Source organism: Streptomyces sp. NPDC005866, assembly GCF_040629895.1.
Taxonomy (GTDB): Bacteria; Actinomycetota; Actinomycetes; order Streptomycetales; family Streptomycetaceae; genus Streptomyces.
Genome location: NZ_JBEXWP010000018.1, coordinates 146,078 through 164,644 on the forward strand (window position 1 = coordinate 146,078; position 18,567 = coordinate 164,644).

At 70.7% G+C, this 18,567-nt stretch carries 12 protein-coding genes and 1 pseudogene; 4 read left to right on the forward strand and 9 right to left on the reverse strand.

The window, feature by feature from the left end:
• Window positions 1-283 precede the first annotated feature (283 nt).
• The 3 genes from pulA (at window position 284) to ABZ396_RS25695 (ending at window position 7,919) form a co-directional block, all read left to right on the forward strand.
• Window positions 284-5,659: a pullulanase-type alpha-1,6-glucosidase gene (gene pulA / locus ABZ396_RS25685; RefSeq protein WP_358921864.1), complete on the forward strand. Its 5,376-nt coding sequence runs from the start codon at window positions 284-286 to the stop codon at window positions 5,657-5,659.
• A 71-nt stretch (window positions 5,660-5,730) separates the two neighbouring features.
• On the forward strand, window positions 5,731-7,353 hold the full coding sequence (locus tag ABZ396_RS25690) for a fused response regulator/phosphatase (RefSeq protein ID WP_358921866.1): 1,623 nt from the start codon (window positions 5,731-5,733) through the stop codon (window positions 7,351-7,353).
• 209 nt (window positions 7,354-7,562) lie between these two features.
• On the forward strand, window positions 7,563-7,919 hold the full coding sequence (locus tag ABZ396_RS25695; protein WP_358921868.1) for an isomerase: 357 nt from the start codon (window positions 7,563-7,565) through the stop codon (window positions 7,917-7,919).
• On the opposite strand, the gene ABZ396_RS25700 is transcribed toward ABZ396_RS25695, so the two are convergent.
• From ABZ396_RS25700 to ABZ396_RS25710, 3 genes and pseudogenes are all read right to left on the reverse strand, one after another.
• Entirely contained in the window at window positions 7,916-8,632 is a 717-nt protein-coding gene (locus ABZ396_RS25700) for a TetR/AcrR family transcriptional regulator (protein WP_358921869.1), read from the reverse strand. The two genes, ABZ396_RS25695 and ABZ396_RS25700, sit on opposite strands and share 4 nt — an antisense overlap.
• A gap of 56 nt (window positions 8,633-8,688) precedes the next feature.
• Window positions 8,689-8,966 (reverse strand): annotated as a pseudogene (locus ABZ396_RS25705) (2Fe-2S iron-sulfur cluster binding domain-containing protein); the annotation flags it as partial.
• A 73-nt stretch (window positions 8,967-9,039) separates the two neighbouring features.
• Window positions 9,040-10,968, reverse strand: coding sequence for a hypothetical protein (locus ABZ396_RS25710; protein WP_358921870.1), 1,929 nt, complete (start codon window positions 10,966-10,968; stop codon window positions 9,040-9,042).
• Between the two features lie 149 nt (window positions 10,969-11,117).
• Between ABZ396_RS25710 and ABZ396_RS25715 the strand changes: the two genes are divergently transcribed.
• Window positions 11,118-11,525 carry a hypothetical protein gene (locus ABZ396_RS25715; protein ID WP_358921872.1) on the forward strand — a complete coding sequence of 136 codons (408 nt, stop codon included), beginning with the start codon at window positions 11,118-11,120 and terminating at the stop codon, window positions 11,523-11,525.
• 78 nt (window positions 11,526-11,603) lie between these two features.
• On the opposite strand, the gene ABZ396_RS25720 is transcribed toward ABZ396_RS25715, so the two are convergent.
• The 6 genes from ABZ396_RS25720 to glnII all read right to left on the reverse strand — a co-directional run bounded on the left by ABZ396_RS25720 (window position 11,604) and on the right by glnII (window position 18,464).
• Entirely contained in the window at window positions 11,604-13,118 is a 1,515-nt protein-coding gene (locus ABZ396_RS25720; protein WP_358921874.1) for a DUF1996 domain-containing protein, read from the reverse strand.
• 173 nt (window positions 13,119-13,291) lie between these two features.
• Window positions 13,292-13,942: a response regulator transcription factor gene (locus ABZ396_RS25725; protein WP_358921876.1), complete on the reverse strand. Its 651-nt coding sequence runs from the start codon at window positions 13,940-13,942 to the stop codon at window positions 13,292-13,294.
• On the reverse strand, window positions 13,927-15,207 hold the full coding sequence (locus ABZ396_RS25730) for a sensor domain-containing protein (protein WP_358921877.1): 1,281 nt from the start codon (window positions 15,205-15,207) through the stop codon (window positions 13,927-13,929). Before ABZ396_RS25730 ends, ABZ396_RS25725 begins: the two co-directional genes overlap by 16 nt.
• 53 nt (window positions 15,208-15,260) lie before the next feature.
• Window positions 15,261-16,292, reverse strand: a complete 1,032-nt coding sequence (locus ABZ396_RS25735) for an SDR family oxidoreductase (RefSeq protein ID WP_359186001.1) — start codon at window positions 16,290-16,292, stop codon at window positions 15,261-15,263.
• A 65-nt stretch (window positions 16,293-16,357) separates the two neighbouring features.
• A complete protein-coding gene (locus ABZ396_RS25740) occupies window positions 16,358-16,933 on the reverse strand; it encodes a winged helix-turn-helix domain-containing protein (RefSeq protein ID WP_358925666.1) in 576 nt (191 codons plus the stop codon).
• A gap of 499 nt (window positions 16,934-17,432) precedes the next feature.
• Window positions 17,433-18,464, reverse strand: coding sequence for a glutamine synthetase (glnII, locus tag ABZ396_RS25745; protein WP_358925664.1), 1,032 nt, complete (start codon window positions 18,462-18,464; stop codon window positions 17,433-17,435).
• Window positions 18,465-18,567 lie beyond the last annotated feature (103 nt).

An 18,567-nucleotide genomic window follows, 5' to 3' on the forward strand; every position in this document is an offset into this window, starting at 1 on the left:
GGTGTTCTCTTCCCGCGCGCCGCGCCGTCCTCTGGTGCTCTACACAAGCTTCGATGCGCGGTACAGCCGATTTGTTCACCGGATCGCGGAAAATTTCTCCCGCCCGTCGGCTCTTCGGGTGTCCCTCGTGCACGAGCGGTTCGTGCCCGACTCCCAGGTCACCTTCCCAGTTGTTGAAAGTTCTTTCTGTTGATTGCAAGCCTCTTGCTGTAAGCCTTTCGTCGGCGGTACGGTCGCGCGGGGTCCGACCCAAGAGAGCCGCCATCGCTAGGAGTTCACACCGGTGATACATGTCAGACGGGTCGCGGCCGTCGCCGTCGCCGCCCTCGCCGCCGCGCTCGTGCAGCCCCTCGCCGCACACGCCGCCGCCCCGCCCGCACCGCCCTCCGACGCGAAGCTCGCCGCCGAGCCCGCCCGGCACGACGACACCCGAGAGCAGTTCTACTTCGTCATGCCGGACCGTTTCGCCAATGGCGACACCGGCAACGACGAGGGCGGCCTCACCGGCTCCCGCCTCTCCACCGGCTACGACCCCACGGACAAGGGCTTCTACCAGGGCGGCGACCTCAAGGGCCTGACCAAGCGGCTCGACTACATCAAGGGGCTAGGCACCACCGCCCTCTGGATGGCCCCCATCTTCAAGAACAGGCCGGTGCAGGGCACGGGCAGCAACGCCTCGGCCGGCTACCACGGTTACTGGATCACCGACTTCACCCAGGTCGACCCGCACTTCGGGACCAACAGGGACCTGGAGACGCTGATCTCCAAGGCGCACGCCAAGGGGATGAAGGTCTTCTTCGACGTCATCACCAACCACACCGCCGACGTCGTCGACTACGAGGAGAAGTCGTACGACTACCTCTCCAAGGGCGCCTTCCCCTATCTGACCCAGGACGGGCAGCCCTTCGACGACGCCGACTACGCGGACGGCGGGAAGAGGTTCCCCGCCGTCTCCGCCGCCTCCTTCCCTCGGACGCCGACCGTGACGAGCGACAGCAAGGTGCCGTCCTGGCTCAACGACCCGACGATGTACCACAACCGGGGCGACTCGACGTTCGCCGGCGAGTCCGCCACCTACGGCGACTTCTCCGGCCTTGACGATCTGTGGACCGAGCGTCCCGAGGTCGTCAGCGGGATGGAGAGGATCTACGAGCGGTGGGTGCGGGACTACGACATCGACGGCTTCCGGATCGACACCGTGAAGCACGTCAACATGGAGTTCTGGACGCAGTGGGCGACCGCGCTCGACAAGTACGCGACCCGGCACGGCCGTGAGAACTTCTTCATGTTCGGCGAGACCTACTCCGCCGACACCTCCGTCACCTCCCCGTACGTCACCCAGGGCCGCCTCGACGCCACCCTCGACTTCCCCTTCCAGGACGCGGCCCGCGCCTACGCCTCCCAGGGCGGCAGCGCACAGCGGCTCGCCTCGGTCTTCGGCGACGACTACAAGTACACGACCGGCAAGGCCAACGCCTACGAACAGGTCACCTTCCTCGGCAACCACGACATGGGCCGGATCGGGTACTTCCTGGAGCAGGACAACCCGAAGGCCGCAGACGCCGAACTGCTGGCCAAGGACAGGCTCGCCAACGAGCTGATGTTCCTCAGCCGCGGCAACCCGGTCGTCTACTACGGCGACGAGCAGGGCTTCACCGGTTCGGGCGGGGACAAGGACGCCCGGCAGACGATGTTCGCGTCGAAGGTCGCCGACTATCTCGACGACGACGAGATCGGCACCGACCGGACCGCCGCCGACGACGCCTATGACACCAGTGCACCGCTCTACAAGCAGATCAGTGCTCTCTCCAAGCTGCGCAAGGCCAACCCCGCCCTCGCCGACGGCGTGCAGACCGAGCGCTACGCGGCCGACGGCGCCGGCGTCTACGCCTTCACCCGGACGGACGCGAAGACCGGCCAGGAGTACGTCGTCGCCCTCAACAACGCCGACACGGCGAGGACCGCGACCTTCGCCACCGGCTCCGCCGGCATGCGCTACCGCGCGATCCACGGCACCGACGGCACCCTGACCTCCGACGGTGCGTACCGGCTGACCGTCACCGTCCCCGCCGGGTCCGCCGTCGTCTACAAGGCCACCGGCGTCCTCGCCAAGCCCGCCACAGGCCCGGAGATCACCCTCACCGCCCCGCCCGCCGGCGCCACCGGCACCGTCGACGTCACCGCGAACGTCACCGGCGGACAGCTCAACCGGGTCGTCTTCGCCGCCCAGGTCGGCAACGGCAGATGGACCACCCTCGGCTCCGCCGACCACGCCCCCTACAAGGTCACCCAGACCCTCGCCGAGAACATCCCGGCCGGCACCCCCCTGCGCTACAAGGCGGTCGCCGTCGACTCGGCCGGGCAGACCGGCAGCGCGCCGGCGGAAAGCACCTCGGGCACCCCGCCCGCCCCCGAGACCCCCACCGCCTCCTCCCGCGACTACGCGATCGTCCACTACCGGCGCACCGACGGCGATTACGCCGACTGGGGCCTGTACGCCTGGGGCGACATCGCCGACGGCGAGGCGACCACCTGGCCCGCCGGCCACCCCTTCGTCGGCCGGGACGCCTACGGTGCCTTCGCCTACGTCAAGCTGAAGCCCGGTGCCTCGAACGTCGGCTTCCTCGTCGTCGACAAGAACGGCGACAAGGACGTCTCCGCCGACCGCTCCATCGACGTCACCAGGACGGGTGAGGTCTGGATCGAGCAGGGGAAGGCGGACGTGATGACCGAAAGGCCTTCCTATCCCGCCCAGGACACCACCAAGGCGGTCATCCACTACCACCGCGCCGACAGCAACTACGACGGCTGGGGCCTGCACGTCTGGACGGGCGCCGCGAACCCCACCGACTGGTCGAACCCCCTGAAGCCGGTGAAGACTGACGCCTATGGCGCGGTCTTCGAGGTACCGCTCACCGAGGGTGCCACCAGCCTCAGCTACATCATCCACAACGGCGACGAGAAGGATCTCTCCGCCGACCGGTCCCTGGACCTCAAATCCGACGGCCACGAGGTGTGGCTGTTGAACGGCCAGGAGAAGTACCTGCTCCCGCAGCCCGCCGGCAGCGCGGCCGCCCTCGACCTGACCACCTCCAAGGCCGTCTGGATCGACCGGGACACGGTCGCCTGGGACGGCGTCGACGGCGCTGTCTCCACCCAGCTGCTCTCCTCCCGTGACGGTTCGATCGCCGTCAAGGACGGAACGCTGACGAGCGACGACGAGCGGTGGCTGCGGCTGACGAAGACCACCCTCACCGACGCCCAGAAGGCCAGGTTCCCGCATCTGAAGGACTACACGGCCTGGTCGGTCGACCCGCGCGACCGCGACCGCGTGCGCCAGGCGCTCGCCGGGCAGCTCGTCACCTCCCAGCGCGCGGCGAACGGGGCGGTGCTGGCCGCGACCGGCGTGCAGATCGCCGGCGTGCTCGACGACCTGTACGCCAAGGCGACGACGGCGAGTCTCGGTCCGGTCTTCCACCGCGGAAAGCCGACCCTCTCCGTCTGGGCGCCGACCGCGCAGAGCGTGGGCCTCGAACTCGACGGCTCCACCGTGGCCATGAAGCGGAACCCCGCCACCGGCGTCTGGTCCGTCACCGGCCCCAAGTCCTGGAAGAACAAGCCCTATCGGTATGTCGTGAAGGTCTGGGCGCCCAGCGTGCAGAAGATGGTGACCAACAAGGTCACCGACCCGTACTCGGTCGCCCTCACCGCCGACTCCGAACGCAGTCTCGTCGTCGACCTGGCCGACAGATCCCTCGCCCCGGGCGGCTGGTCGACCTACACCAAGCCCGAGGCCGTACCGCTGAAGGACGCGCAGATCCAGGAGCTGCACATCCGGGACTACTCGGTGGCGGACTCCACGGTCCCGGGCGCCGACCGGGGCACGTATCCGGCCTTCACCGACAAGGACAGCGACGGCTCGAAACATCTGCGCGAACTCGCGAAGTCCGGGACGTCCTACGTCCATCTGCTCCCGGCCTTCGACTTCGCCACCGTGGCCGAGAAGAAGGCCGACCAGGCGAGCCCAGACTGCGACCTCGCCTCCTACCCGGCCGACTCCGACAAGCAGCAGGAGTGCGTCGCGGCGGTCGCCGCCAGGGACGCCTACAACTGGGGTTACGACCCCTACCACTTCACGGTCCCCGAAGGGTCGTACGCCACCGACCCCGACGGCACCGCCCGCACGGTCCAGTTCCGGCAAATGGTCAAGTCGCTGAACGAGGACGGCCTGAGGGTCGTCATGGACGTCGTCTACAACCACACGGCGGCCGCCGGGCAGGCCGACACATCCGTCCTCGACAAGATCGTGCCCGGCTACTACCAGCGGCTGCTCGCCGACGGCAGCGTGGCCGACAGCACCTGCTGTGCCAACACCGCGCCCGAGAACGCCATGATGGGCAAGCTGGTCGTCGACTCGATCGTCACCTGGGCCAGGGAGTACAAGGTCGACGGCTTCCGCTTCGACCTGATGGGCCACCACCCGAAGGCCAACATCCTGGCGGTCAGGAAGGCCCTGGACGCGCTGAGCGTGAAGAAGGACGGCGTCGACGGCAAGAAGATCATCCTGTACGGCGAGGGCTGGAACTTCGGCGAGGTCGCCAGTGACGCCCGGTTCGTCCAGGCCACGCAGGCGAACATGGCCGGCACCGGCATCGCCACCTTCTCCGACCGCGCCCGGGACGCCGTACGCGGCGGCAGCCCCTTCGACGCGGACCCCGGCGTCCAGGGCTTCGCGTCCGGGCTGTACACCGACCCCAACTCGTCCACGGCGAACGGCACTCCGGTCGAGCAGAAGGCCCGCCTGCTGCACTACCAGGACCTGATCAAGGTCGGCCTGACCGGGAACCTCGCGAAGTACCGGTTCACCGACACCGACGGCAAGGAGGTCACCGGCGCCGAGGTCGACTACAACGGCTCGCCCGCCGGTTACGCGGACGCGCCCGGCGACGCCCTCGCCTATGTCGACGCGCACGACAACGAGTCACTGTTCGACGCGCTGACGTACAAGCTGCCGGCCACGACCAGCGCTTCCGACCGGGCCCGGATGCAGGTCCTCGCGATGGCCACGGCCGCCCTGTCGCAGGGCCCGTCGCTCTCCCAGGCGGGTACGGATCTCCTCCGCTCCAAGTCCCTGGACCGCAACTCCTACGACAGCGGCGACTGGTTCAACGCCATCCACTGGAACTGCTCCGACGGCAACGGCTTCGGGCGCGGGCTGCCCTTGGCCGCCGACAACGCGTCCAAGTGGCCGTACGCCAGGCCGCTGCTGGGCTCGGTGAGCGTCGGGTGCGCCGAGATCGACGGGGCGTCGGCCGCCTACCGCGATCTGCTGAGAATCCGTACGACCGACAGCATGTTCTCGCTGGACACGGCTGGACAGGTGCAGTCGAAGCTCTCGTTCCCGTTGTCCGGGAAGGACGAGACACCCGGGGTGATCACCATGAAGCTCGGTGACCGCGGTGATCTCATCGTAGTGTTCAACGCGACACCGGAGCGGCAGGAGCAGCGGGTGAGCGCGCTGGTCGGTACCGGTTACCGGCTGCACCCGGTGCAGGCGGCGGGCGCGGATTCCGTCGTCAAGTCCGCATCGTACGAGCGTGAAGCGGGTACGTTCACCATTCCGGGGCGCAGTGTGGCGGTGTTCTCCCGGACCGCATGACATCCGCACTACTTTGGTGGGGCAGGCCCAAACCGGGCGCTGCCCCACCGGTGTTGTCCAGGGGCTGGTAAATGGACGTCAACGGCAAGCTGACAGATACCACCGTGCTGATCGTGGACGACGAGGCCACGAGCCGGTACGCGATGGGCACCGTGCTACGCCGGGCCGGTCACGAGGTCGTCCCGGTCGCCTCCGGCCAGGACGCGCTCAGCGAACTCGACGTACGGCTGCGCAAGGGCCGGCTGCCCGACGTGGCCCTCATCGACGTGCACCTGCCGGACATGAGCGGCTTCGAGCTGTGCCGCCGGCTCAAGGCACGGCCGCACATGGCCGGTCTTCCCGTCGTGCACTTCTCGGCCCTGTCCGCGGTCCCGGCGGACCGCTGCCCCGGCCTCGACATGGGGGCCGAGGCGTATCTGACGGTGCCCGCCGAGCCGGAGGACATCGAGGCCGCGGTCCGCGCCGCCGTCCGCGCCGCCCGGCTGCGCGCCGACGACCAGGCACTGGTACGGCGGCTCAGGATGCTGTCGGAGACGATCGTCACCATCCAGTCGGCGCGCTCGCTGCACGAGCTGTGCGACGCCGCCGCGGACGGCGCCGCGCGGCTGCTCGGCTGTCCCGCCGCCGTCTTCGTCCTCGACCAGGACGCCGAGCTGTACCGCGGCCTGAGCCGCGAGCGCACCTCCCTCGCCCTGCCGGACGAGGGCGCCCACCGGGAAGTGGCCGGCCTGCTGAGGCGGCTCACCCGAGGCCAGTCCGGGGTCCAGATCACCACCGTGCCGGCGCCGCTGTGGCCCACCGGGTTCTTCCGGCCCGGAGTGCAGCACGACGCCCGGCTGACCCTGGTCCTCACCCACGGCGGCAAGGTGCCGGTGTGCCTGGCCACCCCCACCCGCGGCCGGCACCGGGTCAGCCCCGAGAACGAGGCGCTGCTGGCCCAGCTGGCCCAGGCCACCGCGCTCGCCGCCGAGCCGCTGCTCATGTACCAGGTGGAGCGGCATGTCGCGCTCACCCTCCAGCACAGCTTCCTTCCCCGCCCGCACCAGCTGCCCGAACTGCCGGGCGTCGACATAGCGGTGCGCTACGAGCCCGCCTCCCACGAGACGGAGATCGGCGGCGACTTCTACGCCGCGCTGCGGGTCGGCGACGGCGTGCTCACCGCGGTGGGGGACGTCGTCGGGCACTCCCTGGACGCGGCCACCGTCATGGTGGAGCTGCGGCACGCGCTACGCGCCTACTGCCTCGCGGAGAGCGACCCGGCCGCGCTCGCCGAACGGCTCGACCGACTGCTCCAGCACTACCACGCCGAGGTCACGGCCACCGTCTGCCTGGCCCTGATCGATCCGGAGACCGGGCGCACCCGCATCGCCAACGCGGGCCACATCCCGCCGCTGATACTGGGTGACGACGGCAGCGCCGAGTACGTCAAGGCGTCCGGTCCGCTGCTCGGTGTGGGCCTGCCGCACCCGCCGCCCACCGAGCTGGTCCTCGAACCCACCGACCGGCTCCTCATGGTCACCGACGGTCTGATCGAGACCCGTGGCACCGACCTCACCGTCTCGATGGAACACCTCCGCGCCGCCGCCGTCGGCGCCCTGCCCGGCCTGGAGGCCCTGTGCGACACCCTCCTGGCCTGCTTCGGCCGTGACCGCGAGGACGACGTCGCCCTGCTGGCCCTCAGTCTGGCGAACTAGGCCCTGTCGTCACATTCCCGTCTGCCCCGCGACGCCATGCACGCACTCTCGCCGCACCGGGCCCTGACCCGAGTACATCCAGTACGAGGGCCAGGGCCCGGCACAGCGAGAGCACGCACCTGACGCCGCGAGGCCGCCCTCCGGGCGACGACGGGAATGTGACGACAGGACCTAGGCTGAGGGTCAGTTCCCGTTGACCAGGAGGGCCCATGCCGCAGATCACCGTCGACTACTCCGCCGCCGCGGACGCCGTCTTCGACCGGGAGGGCTTCGCCAGGGCTCTGCACACCGCCGTTGTCGAGATCGCGGCGGCCAGGCCCGAGGCCTGCAAGACGCTGTTCCGCGCCGCCGACCGCACGGCGTACGGCTACGACCAGGAGGGCGGGCACGTCATCGTGCACATCACCTTCGGCCTGCTCGCCGGCCGCACCGACGAGACGAAGGCCAAGCTGACCGAGACCACCCTGGAACTGCTCCGCGAACACCTGAAGCCGGAGGTCTTCGCCCTGCACGCCTCCGCCGAGGTCCGCGACCTGGACCCGTCGTACCGCAAGTACGAGGGCTAGCCGGCCAGGGAGAGCAGCCGGACGGCCAGGTCCGCGAACGGGCCGTCGCCCGGCTCGTCCTTGACCATCCGCTTCAGCAGGCTGCTCGTCTCCTCGTCGTGGGCGGCGCTGACGGCGGCCAGCGCCGCGAAGTCGTGGACGAGCTGGATCTCCAGTTCGCCGCGGGGGATGCGCCGGCCGTCCAGCCAGATCAGCGCGGTCGACTCGGCGAGGGAGATCCAGGAACGGACGACCAGTTCCAGGCGGGCCGGTGCCTCGGTGACGTCGAGGTGCGCGAGGATCTGCTCGTACGCGGCCTGCCGTACGGAGTCGATGAGCGCGTTGGTCGCCGAGACGTGACTCATCGAGTGGGCTCCGCCCACGGACACCGCCGGGCCGCCGCGCATCAACGCGGAGAAACCGGGCCCGTGTTCGTCGACGAAGTCGAAGAAGCGGCGCATCACACGCAGCAGCCGCGCCCCGAGCGGGCCTTCGTGCGGCTCGGCGAAGCGGCCCGCGAGATCCTCCGAGGCACGCTTCAACGCGGCCTCGTACAGGCTGAGTTTGCCGGGGAAGTAGTGGTAGACCAGCGGCCGCGAGATGCCCGCGGCCGACGCTATCTCGTCGATGGAGACCTCGTCGGGCGAGCGACGGCTGAACAGTTCGAGGGCTACGCCGATCAACTGCTGCCGCCGCTCCTCGACTCCCATCCTGCGACGTACCCCGGTACTCATACGAACACCTTACCGATCGGATCCGGCCTCCAACGGACCTGACTCGTCATGAGTGTTCACAGATCCAGCACAATTCTTCCACCACGCGCCCGTGATACACAGATCAGCATCGAGTCGGCACGCTCCGCGTCCGTCAGCAGTTCGTCCCGGCGCTCCACTTCCCCTGCCGGCACCCGCTGTTGGCAGGTCCCGCAGACCCCTGCGCACAGGAGTACGCCGTGTCGGGGAGCTCCGCCCGCACGGCGGCCGGCACCGTCAACGTCCGCCCGCCGCACCGCAGTTCGAGCTGGAACTCGTGGTTGCCCTCGCTGCCGGTACGCGGAGCGAAGCGTTCCAGCCGTACGGCGGCGGGTAGCCAACCTGAGAAGACCTGCGACAGGCCCTGTTCACGGCATCGTCAGCAAGGCTCACCGCAGCCCACTGATCTCGCTCCCGTCCTCCAGCGACCCCTCCAGGTCGGCCCGCGCCCCCTGCTTCGCCTTGGCGGTCAGGAGCGTCCCCTGGGCCGACGCCGTGACCCCGCCGGTCGCCCGGATCGACGCCGTGTCACGGCTGCCCGCGGCCAGCAGATACCACTGCCCGGCCCCGGACTTCCACAACACCCCGGCCAGCACATGCGGATGACGCGGACCGCACGCCGTACCGTCGGACCCCTTCGCCGCCACAGCCCCGTACCGGCTGCCCGGCGTCCGGAACTGGGCCAGCGACACCGTGCCGTCGCCCCGCCAGGTCTCCGCGCGGGTGCACACCCACGAGCCGGTGCCGCTGGCGTCCGGCAGCGGCTGCTCCGCGAACGCCCAGGCGTTGACGCTGCGCACCCCGGCGGAGCGCTCCGCGGCCAGCGAGCAGGCGAACGGCGCCCAGTCATGCAGAGCCTTCGCGCCCCAGGCCTCGCCGGTGTACCCGGGCCGTCCCGAGGTGAGGTGGGCCGGCACCAGTTCGCCGAGGTCGGTCGCGAGGTGCACGCCCTGCGCGTCGGTCAGCTGGAGCACGTTCCAGGACGTGCACTGCCCTTGGCGCAGGGCGGAGCTGGCCAGCGGACCGGTCACCCCGTCGGTCAGCCCGAGGCCCATCGCCCCCGCGGTCGGTTTCACCAGGTCCCGCTCCGCCGCCTCGTTCACCCAAGGGGCGGTCAGATAGCGGACGTTGCCGTCGGAGCGGCCCAGCACCAGCGCGGCCGCCTCTGCGCCGGTCGCGCCGTCGACGCGGGCGAAGTCCAGGGCCGCGCCCTGGGTGCCGTCCTTCGGCTCGGCGTAGCGGGCGATGCGCAGACCGTCGTAGAAGATCACCACCCGGGCGCTGTCGACGACGCCCGCGTACAGCAGCCGGGGCGGGCCGGCCGGGCCGCCGGTCTGGGTGCCGGGGGTCGCCGAGACACGGACCGTGGATCCGGGGCGGGCCCAGACGGCGAGGGCGCGGCGCAGCAGCGCGGTGTCACCGGTGAGGGCGCCGCGCGCGGGCCACACGGAGAAGTCGGTGCGCGCGGCGGTCTCCCAGGCGGTGGCCGGGGCCTTCGTCAACTGGGCCGGGTCCAGGGCGGCCTGGGCGGCCGGGTTCTGCGCGTACACCGGGGCGGCCGCGCCGTCGGCGCCCCAGCCGCCGCCCGGCAGCGCGACCAGTGCCCCGCACACCGCGAGCGCGGCAGCGGCGGCGAGCGCCGCCTTGGTGTGCTGGCGGCGCCGCATCAGATCGGTGGGCCGGGCCTGCAGCGAACAGGGGTCGAACTCGGGGGAGTCGAGCAGCGGGTACTCGGCCGGCACGCCGTTCGCCTCGGCGAGCGCGCCGTCCGGCTGCTCGGCCCCGGCCGCCCGGAGGATCTTGCGGACGTCGCCGTCGGGGAGCTGCTCAAGACCGCGCAGGGCGAAGGCGGCGCGGGCCGGGCCGGACAGGGCGGCGAGCCGCTGGTCCAGGGCGAGTTCGTCGGCGCCGCCGGAGCGCGGGAAGAGCCGCAGGCCCCACACCTGGGGGAGCAGCGGTGGCAGCTGGGCCCGCTTGGGCCACGCGGTCAGTTTGAGCGGCCGGCCCGCCTCCAGTGCCGTACGCACCACTTCGAGGCGGACGAAGGCGTACCCGGGGTCGGTGTTCCGCCCGGTGGACTGGGCCGGGATCACCGGGGCCTGCTTGCGGCCCCGGGGCAGCGCCCGCTGCACCAGGGAGTGCGCGGTCAGGACGCGGCGGCCCCGGGCGAGGCCCGGGGGCAGCACCAGATAGGCGAGCCGGACCAGTCGTGGATAGTGCTCGACGAGCGCGGCCTCGGCCTGCTCGACATCGACGGCCGGACCCAGGGCTCCGGCGGAGGCGGCTGCGTGACGCTGGGCTACATCCTGTGACTGCACTTCCTGATGAACGAGCGAACCGTTGGTTGGTCACCGCCACCCGGGTGACCGCGGCATCCTGGACCCGCTTTCGATTTGAGCGTCCGGCGCCTGACAGCCGTATCGAAGGGGACGGGCCCCAGGGCCAGCGAACGCGACCGGAGGAACAGATGAGGTTGACCCGACCGATGCTCGCCGTGGCCGGCGCCGTCGCCGTCCTGGCGCTGGCGGGCTGTGGATCCGGTGACAGCAGCGCGGAGGCCAAGATTCCGGTCACCGCGACCGGCAGCCTGGAGAGCCTGGCCGCCAAGGTGAAGTGCACCCCCGACATGCAGATCGACTCCGACGAGGTCCGCCAGGCCATCTGCGAGAACCCGTCCGGCAAGTTCGTCTTCGTCACCTTCGCCACCGACCGCGGCCAGCGCGAGTGGATCAACGACGCCAAGGACTACGGCGGCTTCTACCTCGTCGGCCGCAAGTGGGTCGCCGTCGGCGACGACAAGGTCGTCAAGGCGCTGCGGACCACGCTCGGCGGCGAGGAGGAGATCGGCACCAACCACGCGGCCCACACCGGCTGACCCTCCCGGCACACACGAAGGCGGGCGGTGGGAGATTCCCACCGCCCGCCTTCGCGCTATGGGCCGGCTAGCTGCTGCTCACTGGCACCGGCGGCCGGTGTTCACGCAGTTGGCGATCTTCGCCGCCAGGTTGTTCTTGGTGACGCTGATGAAGTCGTCGTGGTCGGTCGACGGCTTGTGCAGCTGCTCCGGGAAGCCGTCCACCGCGTACGCGTTCTTCACCTGGCCGTTCTGGACGGTCGGCGGGGTGATCTTGTACACCAGACGCATCGTCAGCTGCGGAATGGCCTTGAAGCCGTTCGGGCAGACGCCGCTCGCCGGGTCCGCGAAGGCCACGTGCGTACGGTGGTTGGCGCTGTCGACGTTGACGCCGTCCCAGCAGCTCTGGAAGGCGAACGTCCGGACCACGTTGCTGCCCTGCGGGCAGATCGGGTACTGCTCGGTCAGCTGGACCTTGTTCTCGAAGCCGGTGCAGCTCCAGTGCGCGTTGGCGTTGGCCAGACCGTTGGTCGTGGTCTTGGCGTCACCGGTGATGATGCGCAGGAACTGCGGCATCGCGACGACCTTGCCTGCCGGGCTGCCGACGTACTTGATCTGCGCCTGCTGCGGGACCAGGATCTTGCCGACGTTGCCTTCCTTGCCGCCGCCGTCCGCGTTCTGGTCGAAGTCCTGCGTACCGTCCTGGACCCGCACGACCGGCCAGTAGTACGACGACAGGTCGCTCTGGTTCTGGCAGGAACTCGGCGCCGCCAGCATCGAGTCGTTGGTGGCGAACGCGTTGACCTTCTGGTTGCCGACGTAGTCGTGCAGGTGGTGCGCGCCGTTGGTCACGCCGGGCGCCACGATGACGTTGTCGGTGTTGTGGTTCTTGTTCGCGTTCACACCACAGCGGGTGGTGAAGGAACCCGTCGAGGCGTTACCGGTCTTCTGCGGCTTGGCCAGGACGTTCGGCGCGACCTTCGTGATGTCCGCGAAGTCGGCCGCGACCGGGCCGTTGCCGGCCTGCCCGCCGATGTTGGCCGGGGCGCTGGCGCCGGCACTCGGGGCGGCCGTGGCCTGGCCGTTGTTCCCGTTGTTGTTCTGACCGCCGTTGTTGTTGCCCCCGCCGGCGTTGGTCTGGTTGGCGGTCTGCGTGGTGCAGGAGGCGAGCTGGGCCAGCGAGCCGTCGAACGTCCCGCCGACCCGGGTGACGTCGATCCGGATCCGGTCGATCGTGGCCGCCCGCTTCTCCTTCAGGGGGCCGACGATCGCGTTCTGCACGAAGTTCGCGTCGTTCGCCTGCGCCTGGCGGGTGGAGGCCAGCCGGGCGTAGGCCTCGGTGATCTGCTTGTCGAGGTTGGCCAGTTCCGCCGCCACCCCCTGCTTGGCCCTGTCCGGCACGCTCGTCAGCTTCTGGCCGACGTCCGGGCAGGAGATCGTCGCGACCGTGGCAGCGGCGGCCTTGGTGTAGTTCTGGGCCGAGTTGTTCGACTCGTGCGCCGAAGCGTTCATCTGTGCCCAGAGCAGCCCGCCCCCACCGAGCACTAGGGCCGCCGATGCGGCTATGGCCTTGGTGGCCAGCGGCGTACGGCGTTTGCGTGTGTTGCGTCCCATGGAACTCCTCTGACTTCCTTGGCGGGGCAGCATCGAGGCGCCCGACAGGAGTGAAGCGGCGCCCTCTCATACGCAGGCCGTCACAGTGGTGTTCAGCCGTCTCACGAATTCATCAGAGACTTGTTACGAACCTGGGGCACAACTGCCGTTTGAACAGGGCAAGTTCTCGGAAATCAGCGGTCGCGGTCGAGATACGCGAGCACCGCCAGGACGCGCCGGTTGTCATCGTCCGACACCTCCAGTCCCAGTTTGGTGAAGATGTTGGAGGTGTGTTTGGCGATGGCCCGTTCCGTGACGACGAGCTGTGCGGCGATCGCCGCGTTCGACCGGCCCTGGGCCATCAGCTCCAGCACCTCCAGCTCGCGCGCCGTCAGGCCGCCTAGCGGCCGGTCGTCCGCCCGCCGGGACAGCAACTGCTGGATGACCTGCGGGTCCATGGCCGTACCACCCCCTGCGACCCGCTGTACGGCGTCCACGAACTGCTCCGCGTCGAACACCCGGTCCTTCAGCAGATACCCCACCCCGCCCCTGCCGTCGGCCAGCAACTCCCGCGCGTACAGCTGCTCCACGTGCTGGGAGAGGACCAGTACCGGCAGCCCCGGCCGGTCCCGCCGTGCCCTGAGCGCGCACTGCAGCCCCTCGTCGGTGTGCGTGGGCGGCAGCCGTACGTCGACCACGGCCACGTCCGGCTCCAACTCGGCCAGCGCGCGGGTGAGTTCGGGGCCGGTCTCGACGGCGGCGGCGATCTCGAAGTCGTAGGCCTCCAGCAGCCGGACCAGCCCGTCGCGCAGCAGGAACAGGTCTTCGGCTAGGACAACGCGCACGGAATCTCCATGGTGACCATGGTGGGACCGCCCGCGGGGCTGCTGACGGCCAGGACGCCGTCGAATGTACCCAGCCGCCGCTCCACGCCGGCCAGCCCCGACCCGGCGCCGATCACCGCGCCGCCCCTGCCGTGGTCGGTGACCGAGACCCGCAGCATGCCGGCGCCTTCCGGCACGTGGTGCAGGTCCACCCAGATCCGGTCGGCGCCGGAGTGCTTGACCGCGTTGGTCAGCACCTCGCTCACCGCGAAGTACGCGGCCGACTCCACCGGCGCGTCCGCCCGGCCCGGCAGGTCCACCGTCACCTCCGTGGGCACCGGCAGCCGCAGCGCCAGCGCCCGTACGGCGTCGCCGAGGCCGCGCTCGGCCAGCACCGGCGGATGGATGCCCCGGACCAGGTCCCGCAGCTCACCGAGGGCCTCGACGGACGCCTGCCGGGTCTGCGCGAGCAGCTGTTTCGCTTTCTCCGGATCCTTGTCCAGGAGCATCTCGATCGTCCCGAGGTCCATGCCCATGGCGACCAGCCGGGCCTGCGCCCCGTCGTGCAGATCCCGCTCGATCCGGCGCAGCTCGGCCGCCGAGGCGTCCACGGCGTCCTTCCGGGTCTCGGTCAGCACCCGCACCCGCTCGGTGAGTTCACCCTGCCCGGGGGCCAGGACGGCACGGGCGAGCCGGAAGTGGACGGTCAGCAGGGCAGGGGCGTAGCGGAAGGCGGCGGCGAGGATGACGGCGCCGAGCGCGGCGGCGGTGAGCGCGGTGGCCTGCCCGCTGACCGGCACGAAGCCGTACCAGTAGGTCTCACCGTCGGCGACCACCCGCCACAGCCCGGCGGCCACCGCGAACCCCTCGAACGGATAGAACACGAGCACCGCCGGCAGCAGCGCGGTCAGGAACCCGGCCGTCATGTCCACCGGCAGCCACAGCACGTCCCGCCCGACCTGCGGGTCCCGCAGCATCGCGAGGGTACGGGTCCAGAGGTTGGCGTCCGGCGGCAGCGGCCGGTACGCCGACCGGATCCGCACCCCGCACCACTCGTGGGCGAGCCGCCGCCGCACATCCGCCACGTCCCGCACACCGCCCAGGATCCATGGGGTCGTGAGGATGCCGAGGCCGGTCGGGATCAGCGCGACGGAGACCACGGTCAGGACAAGACAGAGGATCGAGACGCCCGGCATCACCAGCGCCAGCACCAGCCCCCGCACGGCGGCCAGCAGAACCTCGCGCGCCCTGCCGCGGAAGCCGCCGCTGTCCGTGTTCGTCGTCATGGCGCCAGTCTGTCCGACCGGATGCGCGGGGGTCACTGGGCCGAAGCCCCAAGTCAGGGGGTGGTGCCAGGTACACCCCCGGCGCGCTGTGCTGTCGCGAGCACTCTCGCCTCCACCTCCGGGTCCAGCCCCGTAGTCGTACGGTCCGGTCGGAGGGGTGCCTCGCCACCGGTCTCCCGGAGCCACCGCCAGGTGTCCGCCACGGTCTCCTCGGCCGACCTGCACACCAGCCCCGTCGCCATCGCCCGCGACACATCCATGCGATGCATGGCGTCATGCGACTCGCTCCCCGGCGGCACCCACACCGGCAGCTGAACCCACGGCTCGATCCCGGCGGCGAGGATCACCTCCGGTTCGGTCCAGCGGAGCTCCGCGTCGGAGCCCGTGACCCGCCTGCAGGCGTCCAGCAGTGCGCCCATCGTGGTGTGGCCGGGCGGGCCGACCAGGTTGTACGGCCCGGACAGGCCCCGCTCGACCGCGCCCAGGGTCCACTCGGCGAGGTCGCGGGCGTCCACGAACTGGACGGGCAGGTCGTACGGGCCCGGCGCCAGCACCGGCCCGCCCCGCGCGATCCGGTTCAGCCACCAGGGCAGCCGGCCGACGTTCTCGTACGGCCCGAGGATCAGCCCGGCCCGCACCAGCACCGAGCCGTCCGCGCCGAAGGACTCCACGGCGGCCAGCTCACCGCCCCGCTTGTCCTGCCCGTACTCGGTCCGTTCCGCGTCGGCCGCGGCCCCCGTCACCAGGGCCGTGTCCTCGGCGAAACCGGCCGGGCGCGGCCAGCCGTACACCGAGCAGCTCGACACATACGCGTACCGTCCGGCGCGGTCCCGCAGCAGCCGCGCCGCCTGGCGCACGGCGCGGGGCGCCGCCGACCAGGTGTCGACGACCGCGTCCCATTCGGTGCCGCCGGCGAGTGCGGCGAGGCCGTCGGGCGCGGTGCGGTCGCCGTGCAGCGACCGCACGCCCGGCGGGGGCCGGTGGTGTCCCCGGTGGAAGACGGTCACCTCCCAGCCGCGCCCCAGCGCCGCCGCCACGACGGCCCGCCCCACGAACTCCGTACCACCCAGCACGAGAAGTCTCATGCCGGTGATCGTGCCCGGAAGGGACGCCGGACGGAACATGACTCTGCCGAGGGCAGAGCGGTCCGTCAGCGGCCGGTCGGCGGCGTGTACTTGTAGCCGACCCGGCGGACCGTCTGGATCGCGCCCCGGTGCTCCGCGCCGAGCTTGCGGCGCAGCCGGGCCACATGGACGTCGACCGTGCGGCCGTCGCCGACATGGCCGTAGCCCCAGACCGTGGTGACCAGCTGGTCGCGGGTGTGTACCCGGTTCGGGTGCGCGACCAGATGGGCGAGGAGCTCGAACTCCAGGTAGGTGAGGTCGAGTTCACGCCCGTCGACCTGCGCGGTGCGCTGCACGGAGTCGACCGTGACGAGCGGCCGGATACCGGCCGCGGCCGGCGTGCCCGGCTCGTCGGTCTTCTCCTGCGGGTCCTGCACCGCGACGGGCAGGAACGGCGGCCGCTGGTCCGCCGGGACCAGCACCAGGTAGCCGATCATCGGCGGCCGGCCCGGCAGGGTGGGCAGGGTGTGCTGGGGGGCGGGCAGCCAGGTGGCGCCCGGTGGCAGCAGGTCCGCCATGTCCACCACCTCGTCCCGGTCGACGGCGCGCAGCCGGTGCCGGGTGGGGGAGGGGGCGGGGGAGAGGGAACGAGTGGTCGCCATGAGACGTCAGCTCTTTCGCGCGAGGAGTTCGTCGGTCGGGACGACGGCCGCGATGCGTGGTCGGGCGCGCCGGGACGTTCTGCGTTTCGCGCTGGCCGAAGGCCGGGGTGTACGGCTTTAGAGGGCCCGCGCGTTCGTCGCGCGGCAACACACCCGGTCGAAGTCGTGGTGCTGACGGGAAGGCCAGAAGGGCTCAAGGTCACGGCGACCCGTCGCGGTGTACTTCTGGTAGCTGGCCATGCGCCCATTGAAGCAGACACCGCCCGGAAACAGGACCCTCCTCTCACTGCTTGGACGCGTCCCCGGCGGAACGCTGACGCTGCCCGCCTCATCCCACCAGGGGTTTGTGCCAGGTCAGCGGGGTGAGCTCGATGGCCCTGTCCGGATCGCCGTCCCATACCGCGGACAGCCCGGCGGCGGTGAGCGCGGCGGCCACCTCGCGACAACGCCTGAGGGGCGCCCACCGTGACGGTGGACGCCCCTGCGAGGAGGCCGCGGATCAGACCTGGCCGGCCTTGTCGAGCGCGGAGCAGCAGGTGTCGACGATCAGCCGGGTCACCAGGTACGGGTCGACGTTGGCGTTCGGGCGGCGGTCCTCGATGTAGCCCTTGCCGTCCTTCTCGACCTGCCACGGGATACGGACCGAGGCACCGCGGTTGGAGACTCCGTAGGAGTACTCGTTCCACGGGGCGGTCTCGTGCAGGCCGGTCAGGCGGTCGTCGATGCCGGCGCCGTAGTTCTTGACGTGGTCGAGCGGCTTGGAGCCCTCGCCGAGCGACTCACAGGCGGTGATGATCGCGTCGTAGCCCTCGCGCATCGCCTTGGTGGAGAAGTTGGTGTGCGCGCCGGCGCCGTTCCAGTCGCCCTTGACCGGCTTGGGGTCCAGGGTGGCGGAGACACCGAAGTCCTCGGCGGTGCGGTAGAGCAGCCAGCGGGCCACCCACAGGTGGTCGGAGACCTCCAGCGGGGAGACCGGGCCGACCTGGAACTCCCACTGGCCGGGCATGACCTCGGCGTTGATGCCGGAGATCGCCAGACCCGCCTTGAGGCAGTTGTCCAGGTGGGCCTCGACGATCTCGCGGCCGAAGATCTCGTCGGCTCCGACACCGCAGTAGTAGCCGCCCTGCGGAGCCGGGAAGCCGCCCTCGGGGAACCCCAGCGGACGGGCGCCGTCGAAGAGGGTGTACTCCTGCTCGATGCCGAAGATCGGCTCCTGCGCGGCGAACTTCTCCGCGACCTCGACCAGCGCGGCACGCGTGTTGGAGGAGTGCGGGGTGAAGTCGATGTCCAGGACCTCGCACAGGACGAGTACGTCGTCGCCGCCGCGGATCGGGTCCGGGCAGGTGAAGACCGGCTTCAGCACACGGTCCGAGGAGTGCCCCTCGGCCTGGTTCGTGGACGACCCGTCGAAGCCCCAGACCGGCAGCGCGTCCAGACCGGCGGGGGCGCCCGCGATGATCTTCGTCTTCGAACGCAGCTTGGCCGTCGGCTCGGTGCCGTCGATCCAGATGTACTCAGCCTTGAAGGTCACGGGCCACATCCTTCGGGGGTGGGTCGGGCGCACTTGCGGGTGCAGTGGCGCTACGGCACTGGGGCGCCTTCGGTGTCTGCCCGGCAGCCTGTCAACAGGCGAT